This is a genomic window from Leisingera sp. ANG49 (assembly GCF_059694505.1).
In genome coordinates this window covers 1,029,898-1,048,508 of the sequence record NZ_JCATZN010000001.1, presented here as the reverse complement: position 1 = coordinate 1,048,508, position 18,611 = coordinate 1,029,898, and the positions used below count along the sequence as shown (strand labels likewise).

Sequence of the window (18,611 nt, the reverse complement as noted above, 5' to 3'; positions counted from 1 at the left end):
GCGTCTGCGGATGCGCGTCCGGCCCCGTTCCGTCCGCCGCGCCTGGATGGCGCTGTGCCTGGGGCTGGCCATGGCCGGCCCGGTTGCGCAGATGGCGCAGGCCGGGGTGATCTCGGCGGAATACGGCGATCCCACCACCCGCTACGGCCACGCCGTGCTGGGCGATGGGGTGGAATACGGCTCGCTGACGCTCACGGTTGCAAGCACCGCGGCGAGCGGGGCGTCTCTCAAGGCCGACTACCTGACATCTGATATTCAGATCCGCCTGCCGCTGGATCATGTGTTCGAGGACATTGCGCCGCGGCTGGCGGATGTGGACGGCGATGGCAGCCAGGAAGTGCTGGTGGTCGAAACCGATGTGGCGCAGGGCGCCCAGCTGGCCATATATGGCGCGCGCGGCGAGAAGATCGCCGAAACCCCGCATATCGGCACCCGCAACCGCTGGCTGGCACCTGTCGGCGCCGCGGATCTGGATGGCGACGGGTATGTGGAGATCGCCTATGTCGACCGGCCGCATCTGGCGAAAACCCTGCGCATCTGGCGGTTCCGGAAAGGCGCGCTGACAGAGGTGGCCAGCAAGGCCGGGCTGACCAACCACCGGATCGGTGAAGACTTCATCACCTCCGGCATCCGCGATTGCGGCCGGGGGGCGGAGCTGGTGATGGTGAGCGGCGACTGGCGCCGGATCATCGCGGTGCGGCTGCGCGGGGATGAAATCACCACGCGGGAGATTGGCGTCTTCGACCCCAATACAGGTCTGGAAGCGGCGCTGGCCTGCCGCTGAGTGCGGGCGGTTCAGCCTGCCTGTGCCGCGCGCCGCGCGGCGCCACGCCCAACTGCGGCGCCCAACGCCGGAAAGGCTCAAATCTGTGCTGCCCGGCGCCGCTGCTGCTTCTGTGTGCGGGCAGCCCTGAGCCCTGCCGCGCGGGCGTTTCCGAAATATTCACCACCCTTCGGTTAGCCTGCGGCAAACGGGAAATGCCCGGCGGCGCCGGCTGGGGCATGTTTTCACAGGAGACACGCGCGTGAGTTTTACACCCTATGTGTTCGGCACCGGGATCGCCGGCTGGACCTTCTTGCAGCGGACCCAGGCCCAGCAGCAGGAAGTGTTTGAAAAATCGCCTGTTCTGGACCGCCAGGTGCAGGATTTCACGCAGCGCATCACCAGCGTCCAGAGCTCGGAGGAGCTGCTGGACGACTACAATCTGCTGCAAGTGACCCTGGGCGCCTTTGGCCTGGACGAGGACATCAACAACCGCGCCTTCATCCAGAAGGTGCTGGATTCCGACCTGAGTGATTCCAAGTCCTTTGTGAACCGTCTCAATGACAGCCGCTATCTGGCGCTGGCCAAGACCTTTGGCTTCAACAGCCCGGACGGCCCGCAGCTGCCCAGTGCCAAGGGTGGCAGCGAATTTGCCGGCATCACCACCGCGGACGACCTGCTGTCCAACTCAGCACTGCTGAGCAAGGCATTGAGCAATGCCGGTCTGGAGGGCATGGAGAACAATCAGTTCTTTCTGCAGAAGGTGCTGGAATCGGACCTCAGCGACCCGGAGTCCTTTGCCAACAAGCTGACCGATACCCGGTTTGCCGATTTCGCCCGGCAGTTCGAATTCGGCAAGCCGCCGGAGTATGAAAACAGCATCCAGGCGCTGGTCTCGGAATTCAACCAGCATACCGAGGGGCTGGCCAGTGCTGACGACCTCCTGGAGGATGAGGAACTGCTGCAGGCGGTGATCGAGACCTTCGATCTGGAGCGCACCAGCACGGACTTCCTGCGGCGGGTGCTGAATTCGGACACTACCGATCCGGATTCCTTTGTGAACCAGCTGGAGGATACGCGGTACCTGAATGTCTCCCGCGCGTTCGGCTTCGGCTACCCGGACATCAACGCGATGACCGACCCGGATGAGCTGCTGCTGAACTCGGAGCTGCTGGCCGATGCGCTGGATACCTTCAACGTCAGCGACCGGGGTGAGGACTTTCTGCGCCAGATTCTGGAATCCGACCTGAGCGATCCGAGTTCCTTTGTAAACCAGCCGGAGAACCTAGCCTACTACGACTTTGCCGATGCGTTCCAGAACACCTGGCCGGATCATGTCAGCAAGATGCAGGTGTTCTCCGATGAGATCACCGACAAGCTGGACAGCATGACCGAGGCAAGGGACGTGGTCTTTGACCTCAACCTGTTCGAAGCCTCGCTGGACATTTTCGGGCTGAGCCACCGGGACAGCGATTTCAATGTCATGATCAAAACGCTGGATTCCGATCTGTCCTCGGAAATCTCCTATGCCAATCTGCACCATGACAACAACATGAAAGCAATGGCTTACGCCTTCTCTTTCAACAAGGGAGCGGAGGCGCAGGTTTATCCGGACGGCTTTGCCGAAGAGATCGCCGATCTCTACACCACCCGGCAGTTCGAGGTTGCCATCGGCGAGTCCGACCCCAACATGCGGCTGGCGCTGGCGTTCGAGCGCGAGCTGCAGGCGGTGGTGGACGAAGGCGGCAGCGAAAACGCCCATTGGTACAACATCATGGGATCGCCGCCGCTGCGCACCGTGTTCGAGACCGCGCTGGTGCTGCCCTCCAGCTTTGGCCAGCTGGATATCGAGCGCCAGCTGGTGGAGATGAAGGACCGGACCTTTGCCGCCTTCGGCACGACCCATCCGGCGGAATTGCTGGAGCCGGACATGCTGGATCAGTTCCGCAGGCGGTTCCTGCTGATGACGGATATCGGCGGTTTCTAAGGGGACGGCTGCAGGGGCTTGATCTGCGGTCTCGCGGTGCCGCCCTGATGGCCTGGCGCGGCTTTCCGGGGGGACCTGTTTCCGCTTCGTCCTGCTATTGAGGCTGCGTGGCAGGCAGGCTGTCCGGCCGGTTCAGCAGGGTTCGTCATGGGAGAGTGCGGGCTACCTGGATCGGCCCGAAGCCGGGCGGGAACTGTTCAGCAGCGGCCGGGCTGCCTTGCCTCCGGCAGCGCCAGCCCGCTGCTCAGCTGCGGGCCGGGCTGCCGGGCACAGGCTTTTCCATTGTCACCGAGGTTGGCCTGTCAAACCCCGGATGCGCGGTTTCCCCGGTCTTGCGGAATCCCATCCGGGCAAAGGCGGCGTGGTTTTCTGTCAGCTCGACCCGGGTCTGCAACCGCAGCAGCGGCAGGCCAATTGCCTCAGCACGGGTTGCGGCCAGTTCCACCAGCGCGCGGGCGAGCCCGGTGCCGCGATGGGTTTCGTCCACCGCCAGCTTGCCCAGATAGAGGCAATCGGGTCTGGGCGTCAGGAAGATGCAGGCCGCGGGCGGGGTGCCGATCCCCCAGATCTCGCCGTTGCGGCATTGGTCCTGCAGGGCGGCCAGCGTCAGAAGGTGCATGGAGGAGGGCGGATCGATGCGCCCCTCCATGCTGGCAAAGCTGCGCCGGATCAGGTCGAGCACGTCAACGAGGCTGGGGTCATCGGGCGCAAGCCGGCGGGGGGCGGTCATTGGCTATCCCCGTCAGCAGGCGGACCGGGCAATCGCGGCCGGCAGATGGCAGTTTTGCGCGTCATGGGGGTGTCCTTCCTGTCCGGCAGGATATCCCGCCGCTGCGGTGCGGGCAAATCCGGAGGAGGAGAAGATGCCTGCGCCTGCCAGAGCGCGGGCCGCCGGGCGCGGCAGCGCCCGGCCACGCCCAACTGTGAAGGGCAATCTGTGATTGGCCGGGAGCAGGCGGGAGCCGTCCCGGCAACAAGCCCGGGGTTACTTCAGCGCCCGCCAGCCGATGTCGCGGCGGAAGAAGCCCTGCGGCCAGTCGATCCCGTCCACCATCGCATAGGCGCGGTCGCGGGCTTCCTGCAGGGATTCGCCGCGGGCGGTCACGTTCAGCACCCGGCCGCCAACCGCCAGCACCTTGCCGTCCTGCGCCTTGGTGCCTGCATGGAACACCATGTTGCTGCTGTCCTCGGGCAGGGCGTCCAGGCCCTTGATCCCGGAGCCTTTTTCATACGAGCCAGGATACCCTTCAGCCGCCATCACCACGGTGATCGCGTGATCGTCCGCCCAGTTCACCTGCGCTTCGCCCAAGCGGCCCTCAGCCGCCGCGTGCATCAGGTCCAGTGCCTGCGCGCCGAGGCGCATCATCAGCACCTGGCATTCCGGGTCGCCGAAACGGACGTTGTATTCCACCAGGCGCGGCTGGCCGTCCTTGATCATCAGGCCCGCATACAGAACCCCCTGATAGGGCATGCCGCGTTCCGCCATCACCCGCATGGTGGGCTTCACGATCTCTTCCATCGCCTTCGCCTCGACCTCAGGTGACAGAACCGGGGCCGGGGAATACGCCCCCATGCCGCCGGTGTTGAGGCCGGTGTCGCCCTCGCCGACGCGTTTGTGGTCCTGGGCGGAGCCGATCGCCAGCACGTCCTCGCCATCCACCAGCACGAACAGGGAGGCCTCTTCGCCTTCCATGAATTCCTCGATCACCACCTCGGCGCCGGCACCGCCGAAGGCGCCGCCGAACATGTCGTCGACGGCGGCGAGGGCTTCCTCCTCCGTCATGGCGATGATCACGCCCTTGCCTGCCGCCAGCCCGTCAGCCTTGACCACGGTGGGCACGCCGTGCTGGCGCACATGCGCCTTTGCGGCCTCGGCATCGGTGAAATGGCCGTAGCCTGCGGTGGGGGCGTTTGCCGCGTCGCAGATTTCCTTGGTGAAGCTCTTGGAGGCTTCCAGCCGGGCGGCGGCCTCGGACGGGCCGAACACCAGGAGGCCGGCCTCGCGCAGACGGTCGGCCACGCCCGCGGCCAGCGGCGCCTCGGGGCCGACGATCACGAAGTCGATGGCGTTTTCCTCGGCGAACGCCGCCACTGTGCCGCCGTCCTCGATGTCAAACGACGCGCAATCGGCGATCTGGGCGATGCCGGCATTGCCCGGTGCCACGATCAGCTTGTCGCATTTAGGGTTCTGCATCACGGCCCAGGCCAGTGCATGTTCACGCCCGCCGCTGCCGAGGATAAGGATGTTCATTGGCGCATTCTCCGATCTGCCTGAGCCCTGTGGCCCGCGGGCCGCGACCCGGGGCTTGCCTTGCTTGCCGCGCGTTCTATGCTGCGCGCGACTTCAAAACAAGACCGGCCAAAGGCCGCAGGAGAGCAGCCCCCGATGTCCGACCTGTTTGACGACCCAGTCCCCTCTGACCGGCCCGGGCAGAACGCCCCGGAATTCACCGTTTCCGAGATTTCCGGCGAGGTGAAACGCACGCTGGAGGGCACCTTCGGGCGCATCCGGGTGCGCGGCGAAGTCGGGCGGGTGTTCAAGGCGCGCTCCGGGCATCTCTACTACGACATCAAGGATGACCGCTCGGTGCTGGCCTGCACGACGTGGAAGGGGCAGATCAGCGGCCTGTCGGTGGTGCCGGAGGAAGGGCTGGAGGTTGTTGTCACCGGCCGCCTGACCGCGTTCGGGGCGCAGTCCAAGTACAACATGAACGTCGATGAGGTCGCGGTTGCCGGCCAGGGCGCGCTGATGGCGCTCTTGGAAAAGCGCAAGAAGCAGCTGGAAGCGGAAGGCCTGTTTGCGCCAGAGCGCAAGAAGGCGCTGCCCTATCTGCCGCAGATCATCGGGGTGGTGACCTCGCCCTCGGGCGCGGTGATCCGCGATATCCTGCACCGCCTGCGCGACCGCTTCCCGCGCAAGGTGCTGGTCTGGCCAGTGGCGGTGCAGGGGAAAACTTGCGCGCCCGAGGTCGCCCGCGCCATCGAGGGCTTCAACCGGCTGACGCCGGGCGGCGCGCTGCCGCGGCCCGATCTGATCATCGTGGCCCGCGGCGGCGGCTCGATCGAGGATCTGTGGGGCTTCAACGAGGAGATCGTGGCCCGTGCCGCCGCCGCCTCGCAGATCCCGCTGATCTCTGCCGTCGGGCATGAGACGGATACAACGCTGATTGACTTCGTGTCCGACCGTCGCGCGCCGACCCCGACCGCGGCGGCGGAGCTTGCGGTGCCGGTGCGGCTGGAACTGATGGCGTGGAGTGAAAACCAGGGCGCGCGGCTGACCCGTGCTGCGGGCCAGGCGGTGCAGCTGCGGCGCCAGCGGCTGAACGATCTGGCCCGCGCGCTGCCTAAACCCGACACATTGCTGGAAACCCCGCGCCAGCGGCTGGACCGGATATCCGACCGGCTGCCCGGGGCGCTGATCAGCGGCGTGCAGCGGCGCCGGGTGCATCTGAGCGAAACCGCGGCGTCCTTGCGCCCGGCCACCCTGCGCCAGCTGGTGCAGGGGCGGCGCGACCGGCTGCAGAATCTGGCCTCGCGCCTGAGCCTGCGCCCGATCCAGCGGGAGATGGCAGCGCAGAAGGATGCGCTGACGCGGCTGTCGCAGCGGCTGGATACGGCGCAGGCCGCGCGCATCGACCGCCAGCGCCAGGCGCTGACGGCCACGGGGCGCCAGCTGGAGATCCTCAGCTACAAGGCGACGCTGGAGCGCGGCTATGCGGTGGTGCGCTCGGGAGAAGAGATCCTGACGACCAGAGCCGCCGCCGCCAAGGCAGACGCCCTGCAGATCGAATTTGCCGACGGCACGCTGGATCTGGAGGGCGGTGCGGCCGCGCAGGCGCCGAAGAAAGCTGCGCCGAAACCGCCGGCAGAGGGCGGTGGCAGCCAGGGCTCGCTGTTCTAGCTGCTGTATCGTCCTGAATTGGTGATGCGCTGGGGACTGTCTCAGGCGCCGACGTCGGGGCCGTAGCACATCATCTCTTCGCCGATGTCCTCGGCCTCGTAGAGCTCTGTCGAGGCCGGGTCGTCCTCGAACCGGGCGGTCAGGCCGCGGGGCGTCAGCTCGAAGGTCCAGCACTGCGGATCATCGCGGTTTTCGTAGATGAAACAGATCCGGCCTGCCTCCTCGTACCAGCGGCCTTCCTGGCATTTGCCATCGAGGAAGGACCAGATCACCCGGCGGTTGGGCAGGTAGCGTTCGACCCCGTACATGGCGCCGCCGAAGCCGTAGAACAGCGTGCGGCCCTGGGTGTAGCGGTCGAACTCGCTCGCGCTCAGCCTTTCGCCTGCCGCCAGCGGGGCGGGCAGGGCTGCCAACAGGAGAATCATCAATGTGCGCATGAAGCCATTGTGCCTCAGGACTGCCGTTTGCACCAAGCGTTGCATGCATCTGCCCGGCTCCCGCGGGGTCACCTTTGACCGCGCGCGGCCTGCGGGGACAGAGTGCGGGAAAGTAACAGGGGAGGCAGGCGATGACGGCGGAACTGATGCTTTGGGCGGGGGCCGGGGCCTGTGCGCTGATCTATCTGCTGATGGCTGCACAGCCGCCGGGCCTGCTGCGCAGCGTGCTGAAAACGGCATCGGTCGCTTTGCTGGCGCTGGCAGCGCTGCTGATGGGCGCGCCGGGGCTGCTGGCCGTGGCGCTGGGGCTTTGCGCGCTGGGCGATCTGTTCCTGTCGCGCGACGGCGAGGGGGCGTTCATGGCGGGCGTCGGTGCCTTTGCCGCCGGGCATCTGGCCTATGCGGTGCTGTTCCTGACGCGGGAGGCGAGCGACCCGGCGCGGCTGCTGCAGATGCCGGGGGCGGCCATTGCGGCGGCTCTGCTGCTGCTGGGACTGGGGATGGCGCGCTTTCTGGCGCCGCGGGCCAGGGTGCTGAAAGGGGCGGTGCTGGGGTACATCCCGATCATTCTTGGCATGGGGGCGGCAGCGCTGACGCTGCCGTTTGGCTCTTGGGTCTTCGCCGCCGCCGCAGCCTTCATGCTGTCGGACATGGTGCTGGCGGCGGAAACTTTTGTGCTGCCGGAAGATCACGCGCTGCGCCGGATCACGCCTTATGCGGTCTGGCCGCTGTATTGGGGGGCGCAAGCCGGGTTTCTGGCGGCATTTTCCTGATTTCCAAGGCGCGTTGCGCTTTGCACTCCGGCTTAATCCGCATTAGGTGGGGTGCAGACCCTTTTGCGGAGACCAAGATGGCGTTTTTCTCAAAGCTCAAGGAGCGGCTGTTCAAATCCTCCTCCAAGCTCGAGCAGGGGCTCGATGCGATTGTCGAGGAGGGCGCGGACAGCAGCGCGGCTGAGGCTGTAGAGGCCCTGGCAGAGTCCCCTGCGGTGACCCCGGAGCAGCCCGCCCCGGCACCGGTGCCGCAGCCGGACCCCGTTGCCGAGCCGGAGCCTGCGCCCGAACCGGAGCCCGCGCCTGCACCGCAGCCGGTGGCCGCACCCAAGCCCGCACCGGCACCGCAGCCCGCCCTTGAGCCGGAGAAGAAGTCGCCGGGTCTGCTGGGCCGCCTGATGGGCCGCACCACGGCGGCTGAGCCGCGCCGGGCGCTGGATGACGATATGCTGGAGCAGCTGGAAGAGCTGCTGATCGCTGCCGACATGGGGGTGGACACTGCCCTGCGCGTCACTGCCAACCTGGCCGAGGGGCGGATGGGCAAGAAGGTCTCCAGCCGCGAGCTCAAGGAGTTGCTGGCACAGGAAGTTGCGCGCATCATGGAGCCGGTGGCGAAGCCCCTGCCGATCTATGCCAAGCGCCCGCAGGTGGTGCTGGTTGTGGGGGTCAACGGCTCCGGCAAGACCACCACCATCGGCAAGCTGGCCAGCCAGTTCAAGGGCGCAGGCAAGAAAGTGGTGATTGCCGCGGGCGATACCTTCCGCGCCGCCGCAGTCGAACAGCTGCAGGTCTGGGGCGACCGGGCCGGGGTGCCGGTGCTGACCGCGCCCGAGGGCTCCGACCCGGCCTCGCTGGCGTTTGACGCCATGACCAAGGCCCAGGAAGAGGGCGCTGACCTTCTGATGATCGACACCGCGGGACGGCTGCAGAACCGCGCCGACCTGATGGAGGAGCTGGCCAAGATCGTCCGCGTCATCCGCAAGAAGGACGAGACCGCGCCGCACAATACCCTCTTGGTGCTGGACGCCACCACCGGCCAGAACGCGCTGAGCCAGGTCGGCACTTTCCAGCAGCTGGCGGATGTTTCCGGGCTGGTGATGACCAAGCTCGACGGCACCGCCAAGGGCGGCGTGCTGGTGGCGCTGGCGGACAAGTTCGGCCTGCCGATCCACGCCATCGGTGTGGGCGAGCAGATTGACGATCTGGCGCCCTTTGACCCGGAAGAATTTGCGGCAGCCCTGACCGGTCTGGAGAAATCCTGATCCGTCCTTCATCTGGCTAGAAATATCCCCGGGGGGCAGCCATTGTAGGTGCCATTGGTTCAAGCCCAATGGCCGCGGGGCAGGCGGCCCCCGGCGCTCCCATCCCGCGCAAAGGCATTTGATTTGAGCGATTGGCTGATCTCCCTGGAAGGCACCGAGGCCGGGCATCAGGCAGCGCTGTTTCTGGCCATCTGGGCGGCCTTCCTGCACGCGGTGTTCGGGGCACTGCAGAAAGGGCGGCATGATCCCTGGCTGTCGCGCGGGGCGATCGACTTTTCCTACTGCGTGATGGCGGCGCCGTTTGCGCTGTTCGTGGTGCCCTGGCCGGAGCCGCATATGTGGCTGATCTTCTTCGTCGCCTGGGTGATCCACGTCTTCTACAAGCTGTTCCAGGCGCTGGCCTATACCAAGGGCAGCTACACGGTGGTTTACCCGGTGGTACGCGGCACCGGGCCGCTGTTCACGGTCATTGGCTCCTTCTTTCTGTTCGGCGAGGTGTTCACTCCGGTGCAATGGCTGGGGGTGGCAGTGCTGCTGGCGGGGATCTTCGGCCTTGCAGGGTACAACTACCGCTACCTGACGGTGAACCGCGATACGCTGGGGATTGCGCTGGGGCTGGCGGTGGTGACCGGGTTGTTTGTGGCCGCTTACACCACATATGACGCTTATGGCATCCGGGCGACGGCGGATCCGTTCACCTTCCTGGCGTGGTTCTTCATGATCGACGGGCTGGTGTTTCCGGTGATTGCCTTCGCCCGCTGGCGGACAATGCCCGCGCCGCCCGCGCCGGGGCCGTTGATGGTGCGGGGCTTCTTTGGCGGTCTGGTCGCTTTTGCGTCCTTTGGCGCCATCATGCTGGCGACGCGGCTGGACAAGGTGGGGGAGGCAGCGGTGCTGCGCGAGACCTCCACCGTGTTTGCCGCCCTCATCGGCTGGCTGGTGCTGAAGGAAACGGTGGGGCCGCGGCGGATTGCCTTGATGGCTTTGATCGCCCTGGGCGCCGTGATAGTGGAAGTGGGCGGCTAAAGCCCGCGTGCAGAACTGACAGGAGGCCCCATGGCCGCAAAGAAGATCAACCCGACCCTGAAGATGGTGCTGGAACTGGGCCCCGTTGTCCTGTTCTTCATCGGCTATCTGAAGCTGAAGGATGAGGTGTTTCTGATCGGCGGCAGCGAATACAAGGGTTTCATCGTCATCACCGCGGCGTTCATCCCGCTGATGGTGGCCTCTACCCTGGCGTTGTGGAAGCTGACCGGCCATCTGTCGCGGATGCAGTTTGCGACGCTCATCCTGGTGGTGCTGTTCGGCGGCATGTCGGTGTGGTTCAACGATGACCGCTTCATCAAGATGAAGCCGACGATGCTGTATCTGCTGTTCGGCGGTTTGCTGGGTATCGGCCTCCTGCGCGGGCAAAGCTGGCTGAAGGTAGTGATGGAGGAACTGATGCCCTTGAAACAGGAGGGCTGGATGATCCTGACGCGTCGCCTGTGTGCGTTCTTCTTTGGCCTGGCGGTGGTGAATGAGCTGATTTGGCGCACGCAAAGCACCGAGACCTGGGTTTATTTCAAGACCTTCGGGCTGCCTGTGGCGATGTTTGCCTTCTTCATGTTCCAGGGTCGGCTGCTGCAGACATACGGAATCGAGGAAGAGGCCGGCCCGGCGGGGTAACCGTGGGCTGGCAGCGGCGGGCTCCCGCGCCTTTGCCCCTCAGTGAGATGAGGCGCAAAGCCTTGGGCCGGGCAGCCCGCCTGCGGCGTGCTGCGGTCCCGCTTCTTTCCGGTACCTTACACCCGCGCCGCAGGCGCCCTTTTCCATTACTTGCCAAATAATACCTGCTGCGCCCTGGTATCGGACCGGTCGGCGCGCAGGTCCGCGTGCAGCGCCCGGCCCGCCACAACGCCGGGGCGGGACCACATCAGATCGAGCCAGCGGGCCAGATGCGGCTTGTCGTCCAAAGTCTGCTGCTGGCCCTCCCACAGCGAGGCCCAGGGCCAAATCGCCATATCGGCAATCGTACAGTCCGCGCCCGCCGCATACTCATTCTCCGCCAGCTGCCGGTCCAGCACGCCGTAGAGACGGGCGGCCTCGCTGCGGTAGCGGTCCTTGGCATAGGGCAGATCCTCGGGCGCGTATTTCAGGAAGTGATGCGCCTGGCCCGCCATCGGGCCGACCCCGCCCATCTGCCACATCAGCCATTGATCCGCCTTGAGCCGGGCGCGCTCATCCTTGCCGTAGAACTGCCCGGTCTTGCGGGCGAGATACTGCAGGATGGCGCCGCTTTCGAACAGCGAGACCGGCGCGCCGCCCGGCCCGTCCGGGTCGATGATCGCGGGCATCTTGTTGCCGGGAGAGATCTTCAGGAAATCCGGCGCGAACTGATCGCCCTTGCCAATGTCGATCAGGGTGACCTCGTAAGGAAGCCCCATCTCTTCCAGGGCGATGGAGATTTTCCAGCCGTTCGGCGTGGGCCAGTAGAAGAGCCGGATAGGGTCTTGCATCTTGCGCCTCCGTCTATCAACCCGGCCACAGGAGCATGGGGGGCGCGGGCAGGCAAGGGGCAGCGGTGCTCACATCCGTGTGACGCGGAGGGACGCGGCGGCTTGACCGAATCCCGCAAGATGCGTAAAGCCCCTGCATCACATCGTGGCGATTTGTTACCGGATTGCGGGCCACGTTAAACAATCCCGCTAAAGAGGTCAGGACGTGAAGGACCCCCTTTCGCTTGGCCGAATGGGGGTTTTTTGTGCGCTATGGGCACGAGGAGACAGAAGAGATGAGCGACAACTGGAACAAGCGTACCACGCTGGTGCATGGCGGCACCCGCCGCAGCCAGTACAACGAAGTCAGCGAAGCCATTTTCCTGACCCAGGGCTTTGTCTACGACAGCGCTGAGCAGGCTGAGGCGCGGTTCATCGAGACCGGCCCGGATGAGTTCATCTATGCCCGCTACGGCAACCCGACCGTCGACATGTTCGAAAAGCGCATCGCGGCGCTGGAAGGGGCGGAGGATGCTTTTGCCACCGCCTCCGGCATGGCGGCTGTCAACGGCGCGCTGACCTCGCTGGTGAAGGCGGGCGATCACATCGTGTCGGCGAAGGCGCTGTTCGGTTCCTGCAATTATATCCTGGCGGATGTGCTGGGCCGCTTCGGGGTTGAGGTGACGTTCATCGACGGCACCGACCTGGAGGCCTGGAAGGCGGCGGTGCGCCCGGACACCAGGGCAGTGTTTTTCGAGAGCATGTCGAACCCGACGCTGGAGGTGATCGACATCAAGGCGGTTGCAGAGATTGCGCATTCCGTTGGTGCGACCGTGGTGGTGGATAACGTGTTCTCGACCCCGGTGTTCTCGGACGCCATCGCGCAGGGCGCCGATGTGGTGATCTACTCCGCGACCAAGCATATCGACGGCCAGGGCCGGGCGCTGGGCGGGGTGGTGCTTGGCACCAAGGAGTATATCCGCGGCACGCTGGAGCCCTATATGAAGCACACCGGCGGATCGCTTAGCCCGTTCAATGCCTGGGTGATGCTGAAGGGGCTGGAAACCATTTCGCTGCGGGTGAACGCGCAGGCCGAGACCGCGCTGAAGATCGCCGAAGCCCTGACCGGCCATCCGGTGCTGGAGCGCACCATTTACCCGGGGCTGAAGGACCACGCGCAGAACGCGCTGGTGCAGACTCAGCTGGGCGGCAAGGGCGGCACCGTCTTGTCGCTGGACCTGAAGGGCGGCAAGGAGGCGGCATTCAAGTTCCTGAACGCGATGACAATCCCGGTGATCTCCAACAACCTGGGCGATGCGAAATCCATCGCCACCCACCCGGCGACGACCACGCACCAGCGGCTGACAGACGAACTGAAGGACGAGCTGGGCATCACGCCGGGCCTGGTGCGCTTCTCGGTCGGGCTGGAGGATGCAGACGACCTGATCGCCGACCTCAAGGCGGCGCTGGAGGCCTCGCAGGCCTGATTCCGGGCGAGGTTTCATCTTTCCCGAAATACTCTCGGGGGTGAATTGAGCCGCAGGCTCAAGAGGGGGCAGACAGCCCCCTCTCTTTTTGCCGGGTCACATCTCCCAGGGAAAGCTGTCGAGCCGCACCGGGCCGTCGGCGGTGATAAGCACCTGGGTTTCCAGCTTGACCGACTCGGATCCCTTCTCGCCGATCAGGCTTTCGATGCAGATCACCATGTTCTCCTCGAACTGGCCGCCATGGGCGCTGTCGAAGTCCACATGCAGCGGCACCACCGGCCATTCATCGGCCATGCCCACGCCGTGCGCGGCAAGCGAGTAGCGGTAAGGCTGATAGGGGGTGGGGATCTGCCAGCTCTTGGCATTGAACTCCGCGAAACTCAGGCCGGGCTGCAAAAGCGCCGTGTTGTGCTCGATCTGCTCCCGCGCTGCCGCATACAGCCGCCTTTGCGTGCCGTTCATCGGCGCATAGCCGCAGGTCCAGCTGCGCGAGAGGTCGGCGCAATAGCCGTAGGGGCCGATCATGTCGGTATCAAAGGAGATCATCTCACCTGCGCGGCATTCTCGGGCGGAGCATTCCTTGTACCAGGGGTTGGTGTTGGGGCCGCAGGTGAGGAGCTTGGTTTCCAGCCATTCGCCGCCGGAGCGGGCATTTTCAAAGTGCAGATGCGCCCAGAGCTCCTGTTCGGTGACGCCCGGCACCGAGTGTTCGTAGATCCGGGCCATGCCGGCCTCGCAGACGCGGATGGTCCAGCGCATCAGTTCGATCTCGTCCGCCGATTTGATGGCACGGGCGGTCTCGGTGATCCGGCCGCCGTCGAGGATCTGGAGGCCGTGTTCCGACAGGGCATGGACGCCCTCGGGCTCCATCCGGTCGACCCCCAGCCGCATGTTGCCGCCGCCATATTGCTTGACCAGACCGGCGATTTCGGCAGCCCAGGGGACAAGGCGGTCCGTCGCTTTGTCGCCCGCGCACATGAACATCCAGCCGATGGCATTGCGGATCTCGTCGATGCCGGGCAGGCCGTCGTTCAGATGCTCGCAGCCCTTGAATTCGAACATGATGCCGGGGCCGCCGTTCAGGATCAGCGCGTAGCGGATCGGGTTGTGGGCGGTCCAGACCGACATGTTGGAGCAGTCAAACGCATAGCGGATGTTGACCGGATCATAGAGCAGGAGCCCCGCCACGTCCTGCCGCGCCATTTCATCGCGCAAGCGTTGCAGGCGGTAGGCGCGAGCGCGGTCCAGAACGTCCTGGCCCAGCGGCGATTTCAGCGGCTTGTCGGCCCCTTCTGCATTCAGGAAGGTGCGTTTTCTCTCGTCCTTGAAAACGGCCAGTTCGGTCATGACGCGCGGCCGTAGAAGCCGATGTTTTCCTCGTCCGAGAACCGCACGCCCGGGTTTTCGTAGAAAGTGAAAACGGCGATCACCCGCGTCTTGTCCCCTTTGACTGTGCCGACCCGGTGGGGGGAGTTTTTGCCGCGGAAAATGTTGAGGGTGCCGGGATCAAGGGTGATCGTGCGCATATTGGGGTCTTGGCCCGCCAGCAGCCGCTCGACGCCTTCGTAGTTCGGGTCGTCATCCGTGCGCAGTTCGGGGCTGTAGATGAACTCGCCGCCTTCCTCGGGCGCTTGCAGCAGCATGGTGGTGGTGAATTCGGAGCGGTCGAAATGCCAGTTCAGCGCCTGGCTTGCGCCGTAAGACATGATGTTCAGCCGCGCCAGCGGGTCGTCCATGGTGTAGAGCGCGGGCTTGTCCATGGTGGCGGCGAGGAATTCCGCAAAGGGCGGCCAATCATAGAGCCGCAGCACCGGCGAGCCCGGGAATTGGTCGGCACAGAGGGTGAAGTTCGAGGTCTCGACCTTTTGCAGCGCCGGGTGGTCCGGTGCCAGGCCGTCGACCGCGTCCTTGAAGTAGATGTTGTGCCAGCGCTTGTGGTGGAAGCTTTCGGTCTCGAACTTGCCCTTCAGCGCATCGGCGGCGCCCTGGGCGACCTCCGGTCTCATCAGCCCCTCAAGGCTGAACATGCCGTCTGCGGCCAGCTCAGCACGGCAGCGGTCCACCAGCGCCTGCCATTCCGGGGTGCCAGGGCGGTCGAGCGGGTAACGGTCGAGATCGAGAATATCGCGCATGGGGTGTTCCTTGGGGGCTTTCGTGTTTTCCCAAGCCTGCGCGCGGGGCGGGGATCTGACCACTATAAAATATCTTGGCGAGCATAAGATTTTCTTGCACTGTGCCGCCATGAAGCTGCCGCCCTTGAATGCCCTGCGCGCCTTTGAATGCGCTGCCCGCACCGGGAGCTTTTCGGCTGCCGGGGCAGAGTTGGGGGTCAGTTCTGCCGCGGTGTCGATGCAGGTGAAGAACCTGGAGGAGTGGCTGGGGCTGAAGCTGTTCACCCGCCGCGCCAATCAGGTGCGGCTCACCGATGCCGGTCGCGACTATTACCAGAAGGCGGCGATGTCATTGGCGGAGATTGCCAGTTTCACCGAGGCGCTGACCGAAAGCGGCACCCGGCGGCCGCTGGTGATCTCAGCCACGCCCGCGCTGGCACAGCTGTGGCTGCCGGAGCGGCTGAAGGCCTTTGCAGGCTTGCGGCCCGATGTGCCGGTGCGGCTGCGGATCGAGGACGACCGGATCGACCTGGAAGCGGAGGGCATTGATGCGCGGCTGACCTATGGCGGCGAGCATCCCGAGCACCGGACGCAGGCCCTGTTCACGGATCAGCTGGTGCCGGTTGGCATGGACCCGCAAACGGACCTCCGGACGGCGCCGCTGGTGGAAGTCAGCTGGGGCGAGACGATTTCCTCGGTGCCGGGCTGGCGGCAGTACTTTGTTCAGCACGGGATAGCGCGCGAGGATACGGCGGCGGCGTTGATCGGGCAATCGGTGCCCTCGGTGGTGGCGCTGGTGCAGGCGGGGCTGGGCATTGCGCTTTTGCCTGAGACGGTGGTGGGCGGGGAAATCCGTGCGGGCAGGCTGCACGGGCTGAAGGGACCGGCACTGGAAATGCCGCGGCCCTATGTGCTGGTCACCGCCCATTACAAGTCGCGCTCGCGCCGCTTGCGGACCCTTGCGGAGGTGCTGGGGGTCCGATAAGGCGCCGGTTCTGCCGCAAATGGCGGATCCGTTTTGAAAATTGCCGCGTAACAGTATATGAGGGTGGCCTGCCGCACCCTATATGGGCCGTATCACTGGGGGAAACGCCGATGAACATTCATAACCGCGACGCTGCTGAAGCGCCGGACCGCGAGGCCGCTGCCGCCGCGCTGGATGTGCTGCGGGCCTGGGCCGGCACCGTGTCTGAGACCGAGATTGCCGAGCTGGACCCGGCTGTGGCGCGGCTGCTGCCGGGCCGTGAGGTGGGCAACTACCCGGAGCTGTCGCGGCAGTACCCGGAGGATTTCAAATCCGACGAAACCTACCGCGCGACGCTGCCTGACCTGCAGAACGGGCCGACCAGCCTGATCCGCGGCGCGCAGGAGCAGATCCAGCATGTGGGGATTTCCAACTTCCGCCTGCCGATCCGCTTTCACACCCGCGACGATGGCGACCTGACGCTGGAGACCAGCGTGACCGGCACCGTGTCCCTGGATGCGGGCAAGAAGGGCATCAACATGTCCCGGATCATGCGCACCTTTTACAAGCACGCGGAGCGCACCTTCAGTTTCGAAGTGATGGCGAATGCGCTGGATGATTACCTGAGCGATCTGGACAGCCCGGATGCGCGCATCCAGATGCGGTTTTCCTTCCCGGCGCGGGTAAACAGCCTGCGCTCCGGCCTCAGCGGCTACCAGTACTACGACTTTGCGCTGGAGCTGGTGGACCACGACGGGGTGCGTGAGAAGATCATGCATCTGGACTATGTCTATTCCTCGACCTGCCCGTGCTCGCTGGAACTGTCCGAGCACGCTCGCCAGGCGCGCGGCCAGCTGGCGACGCCGCATTCGCAGCGCTCGGTGGCGCGGATTTCGGTGCAGTCGGTGCCGGGCAGCGAGTGCCTGTGGTTCGAGGACCTGATCGAGCTGTGCCGCAAGGCGGTGCCGACCGAAACCCAGGTGATGGTCAAGCGCGAGGACGAACAGGCCTTTGCCGAGCTCAATGCCGCCAACCCGATCTTTGTCGAGGATGCGGCACGGCTGTTCTGCGAGGCGCTGCAGGCGGATGCACGGATCGGCGACTTCCGGGTGGTCGCGAGCCACCAGGAAAGCCTGCACAGCCATGATGCAGTCAGCGTGCTGACCCAGGGGCCGCTGTTCAAGGCGATGAGCCTGGACCCGAAATTGTTCTCGACCCTGATCCACCAGGGCTAAGGCGCCTGGGCCTGCCCGAATTTCGGGCAGGTTTCCGCCGGGTCAGTCTTGAGGTGTGCGGCAATTTCTGCATTGCCGCATTTTTTATGCCGCAGTGCAGAGGTTCATGCTAGCGTCAATTCGAATCCCCCCGGCCGTCCTGCCGGGGGCGAGGGGAGCTTGCGCGCAGGTGTCTGCAATTGACGGCCCGTTTTCCGCTGCATCAGGCCCGGAGCACATCCGGCGCCCGCTCCCTGTTTTCTTTGCCCGGATGCTGCAGTGCTGTCCCGGGGCAAGTGCAGTGCAGGACTTTAGGAGTAACAAATGACGAGCTTTCACAAGATCCCCGGCCTGACGGTCAAGACGCATGAATGGGCGGCCTATGCAGCCGGGCTGCAGCTGAAGCTGTGGCGCCAGGCGGCAGAGGCCGCGCTGCAGGCGCCGCTGGAGCAGATGCGGCTGGCGCATTCGATGATGGAAGCCCAGCGGCGGCTGCTGCAGGCGGGTGTGCCTGCGGCGGCGGGGGATGCCGCTGCCGCACCGGAGCCAGCCCCGGCCGCGAAAGCCGCACCGGCGGCTGCGGACGCGGCCCTGGAAGCAGAAGCCGCAGCGGCGGCCCCGGCGGAGAAACCGGCGGCGGAAAAAGCCAAAGCCAAGAAGCCCGCAGCGCGCAAGACTGCGGCCCGCAAACCCGCTGCACGCAAGACAACTGCCCGCAAGGCGCCTGCGCGGAAACAAGCGGCGCCCAAAGCGGTGAAGCCCGTGGCCGACCCTGCCGGAACCAAGGCGGAGGCTGTCAAACCGGCAGTCTCCAAGGTGGAGCCGGTCAAGGAAACCGCCAAGGCGGCGCCGGTTAAACCGGAAGCAGCCAAGACCGAAGCTGCCAAGGAAACCGCGAAGGCTGCGCAGGCGCCGGCCGCTGCCAAGCCGGCAAACCGGAACGGAACAACTGCCAGGGAGAAGGCGGAGACGAAGCCAGCGGAGTTCCGCAGCGTCTCCGCCGCCCGCCGCGGTGAGGGGGCGCAGGCACCTGCAGCGAAGCCGGACACGGCCAGCACCCCGGCACCGGCGCCCGCAACCGCGTCCAAGGGGCAGGACGGGCAGGACGCAGCCGCCAAGCGCCCGCGCCAGCCCGCGGCGCCGCCGCAGATGCCGCAGCGCAACGCTTCGGGCCCCCGCGGCAGCGGCGAATAAAGCCGCCCACTTGACACCTGCCGCGCGGGGGGCCAACGCTG

17 protein-coding genes and 1 riboswitch are annotated in these 18,611 nt (G+C 65.6%); of the genes, 11 read left to right on the top strand and 6 right to left on the bottom strand.

From position 1 onward, the window contains the following. Positions 1–10 precede the first annotated feature (10 nt). Together AC58NV_RS05230 and AC58NV_RS05225 are read left to right on the top strand one after the other, a co-directional pair. The gene (locus AC58NV_RS05230; protein ID WP_497226164.1) at positions 11–784 is read left to right on the top strand and encodes an FG-GAP repeat domain-containing protein; all 774 of its coding nucleotides are present in this window, start codon (positions 11–13) and stop codon (positions 782–784) included. A 241-nt stretch (positions 785–1,025) separates the two neighbouring features. Then, positions 1,026–2,750 carry a DUF1217 domain-containing protein gene (locus AC58NV_RS05225; protein WP_497226163.1) on the top strand — a complete coding sequence of 575 codons (1,725 nt, stop codon included), beginning with the start codon at positions 1,026–1,028 and terminating at the stop codon, positions 2,748–2,750. 244 nt (positions 2,751–2,994) lie between these two features. Here the strand turns inward: AC58NV_RS05225 and AC58NV_RS05220 are convergent, their stop codons facing one another. Together AC58NV_RS05220 and purD are read right to left on the bottom strand one after the other, a co-directional pair. Then, positions 2,995–3,480, bottom strand: coding sequence for a GNAT family N-acetyltransferase (locus tag AC58NV_RS05220; protein ID WP_497226162.1), 486 nt, complete (start codon positions 3,478–3,480; stop codon positions 2,995–2,997). Positions 3,481–3,735: 255 nt separating this feature from the next. Continuing rightward, the gene (purD, locus tag AC58NV_RS05215; RefSeq protein ID WP_497226161.1) at positions 3,736–5,001 is read right to left on the bottom strand and encodes a phosphoribosylamine--glycine ligase; all 1,266 of its coding nucleotides are present in this window, start codon (positions 4,999–5,001) and stop codon (positions 3,736–3,738) included. 135 nt (positions 5,002–5,136) lie between these two features. Here purD and xseA point away from each other — a divergent pair, with 135 nt between their 5' ends. Beyond that, positions 5,137–6,651, top strand: a complete 1,515-nt coding sequence (gene xseA, locus AC58NV_RS05210) for an exodeoxyribonuclease VII large subunit (RefSeq protein WP_497226160.1) — start codon at positions 5,137–5,139, stop codon at positions 6,649–6,651. A gap of 41 nt (positions 6,652–6,692) precedes the next feature. Here xseA and AC58NV_RS05205 read toward each other — a convergent pair whose 3' ends face one another. Continuing rightward, positions 6,693–7,088: a hypothetical protein gene (locus tag AC58NV_RS05205; RefSeq protein ID WP_497226159.1), complete on the bottom strand. Its 396-nt coding sequence runs from the start codon at positions 7,086–7,088 to the stop codon at positions 6,693–6,695. A 131-nt stretch (positions 7,089–7,219) separates the two neighbouring features. Between AC58NV_RS05205 and AC58NV_RS05200 the strand changes: the two genes are divergently transcribed. From AC58NV_RS05200 to AC58NV_RS05185, 4 genes are all read left to right on the top strand, one after another. Continuing rightward, positions 7,220–7,861: a lysoplasmalogenase family protein gene (locus AC58NV_RS05200; RefSeq protein ID WP_497226158.1), complete on the top strand. Its 642-nt coding sequence runs from the start codon at positions 7,220–7,222 to the stop codon at positions 7,859–7,861. 77 nt (positions 7,862–7,938) lie between these two features. Next, positions 7,939–9,123 carry a signal recognition particle-docking protein FtsY gene (ftsY, locus tag AC58NV_RS05195; protein ID WP_497226157.1) on the top strand — a complete coding sequence of 395 codons (1,185 nt, stop codon included), beginning with the start codon at positions 7,939–7,941 and terminating at the stop codon, positions 9,121–9,123. A 123-nt stretch (positions 9,124–9,246) separates the two neighbouring features. Next, positions 9,247–10,149: a DMT family transporter gene (locus AC58NV_RS05190; protein ID WP_497226156.1), complete on the top strand. Its 903-nt coding sequence runs from the start codon at positions 9,247–9,249 to the stop codon at positions 10,147–10,149. Between the two features lie 30 nt (positions 10,150–10,179). Next, positions 10,180–10,791 carry an inner membrane-spanning protein YciB gene (locus AC58NV_RS05185; RefSeq protein WP_497226155.1) on the top strand — a complete coding sequence of 204 codons (612 nt, stop codon included), beginning with the start codon at positions 10,180–10,182 and terminating at the stop codon, positions 10,789–10,791. A gap of 146 nt (positions 10,792–10,937) precedes the next feature. Here AC58NV_RS05185 and AC58NV_RS05180 read toward each other — a convergent pair whose 3' ends face one another. Beyond that, the gene (locus AC58NV_RS05180) at positions 10,938–11,621 is read right to left on the bottom strand and encodes a glutathione S-transferase N-terminal domain-containing protein (RefSeq protein WP_497226154.1); all 684 of its coding nucleotides are present in this window, start codon (positions 11,619–11,621) and stop codon (positions 10,938–10,940) included. A gap of 135 nt (positions 11,622–11,756) precedes the next feature. Continuing rightward, positions 11,757–11,835, top strand: a riboswitch (SAM riboswitch). Positions 11,836–11,896: 61 nt separating this feature from the next. Here AC58NV_RS05180 and metZ point away from each other — a divergent pair. Then, positions 11,897–13,087 carry an O-succinylhomoserine sulfhydrylase gene (gene metZ / locus AC58NV_RS05175; protein ID WP_497226153.1) on the top strand — a complete coding sequence of 397 codons (1,191 nt, stop codon included), beginning with the start codon at positions 11,897–11,899 and terminating at the stop codon, positions 13,085–13,087. Positions 13,088–13,183: 96 nt separating this feature from the next. Here the strand turns inward: metZ and AC58NV_RS05170 are convergent, their stop codons facing one another. Together AC58NV_RS05170 and AC58NV_RS05165 are read right to left on the bottom strand one after the other, a co-directional pair. Then, positions 13,184–14,434 carry a M24 family metallopeptidase gene (locus AC58NV_RS05170; protein ID WP_497226152.1) on the bottom strand — a complete coding sequence of 417 codons (1,251 nt, stop codon included), beginning with the start codon at positions 14,432–14,434 and terminating at the stop codon, positions 13,184–13,186. After that, the gene (locus tag AC58NV_RS05165) at positions 14,431–15,219 is read right to left on the bottom strand and encodes a HalD/BesD family halogenase (protein ID WP_497226151.1); all 789 of its coding nucleotides are present in this window, start codon (positions 15,217–15,219) and stop codon (positions 14,431–14,433) included. Before AC58NV_RS05165 ends, AC58NV_RS05170 begins: the two co-directional genes overlap by 4 nt. Positions 15,220–15,328: 109 nt before the next feature. Between AC58NV_RS05165 and AC58NV_RS05160 the strand changes: the two genes are divergently transcribed. From AC58NV_RS05160 to AC58NV_RS05150, 3 genes are all read left to right on the top strand, one after another. Beyond that, on the top strand, positions 15,329–16,183 hold the full coding sequence (locus AC58NV_RS05160; protein WP_497226150.1) for a LysR substrate-binding domain-containing protein: 855 nt from the start codon (positions 15,329–15,331) through the stop codon (positions 16,181–16,183). A 110-nt stretch (positions 16,184–16,293) separates the two neighbouring features. After that, entirely contained in the window at positions 16,294–17,397 is a 1,104-nt protein-coding gene (folE2, locus tag AC58NV_RS05155; protein WP_497226149.1) for a GTP cyclohydrolase FolE2, read from the top strand. A 303-nt stretch (positions 17,398–17,700) separates the two neighbouring features. Beyond that, positions 17,701–18,570 carry a hypothetical protein gene (locus tag AC58NV_RS05150; protein WP_497226148.1) on the top strand — a complete coding sequence of 290 codons (870 nt, stop codon included), beginning with the start codon at positions 17,701–17,703 and terminating at the stop codon, positions 18,568–18,570. Positions 18,571–18,611 lie beyond the last annotated feature (41 nt).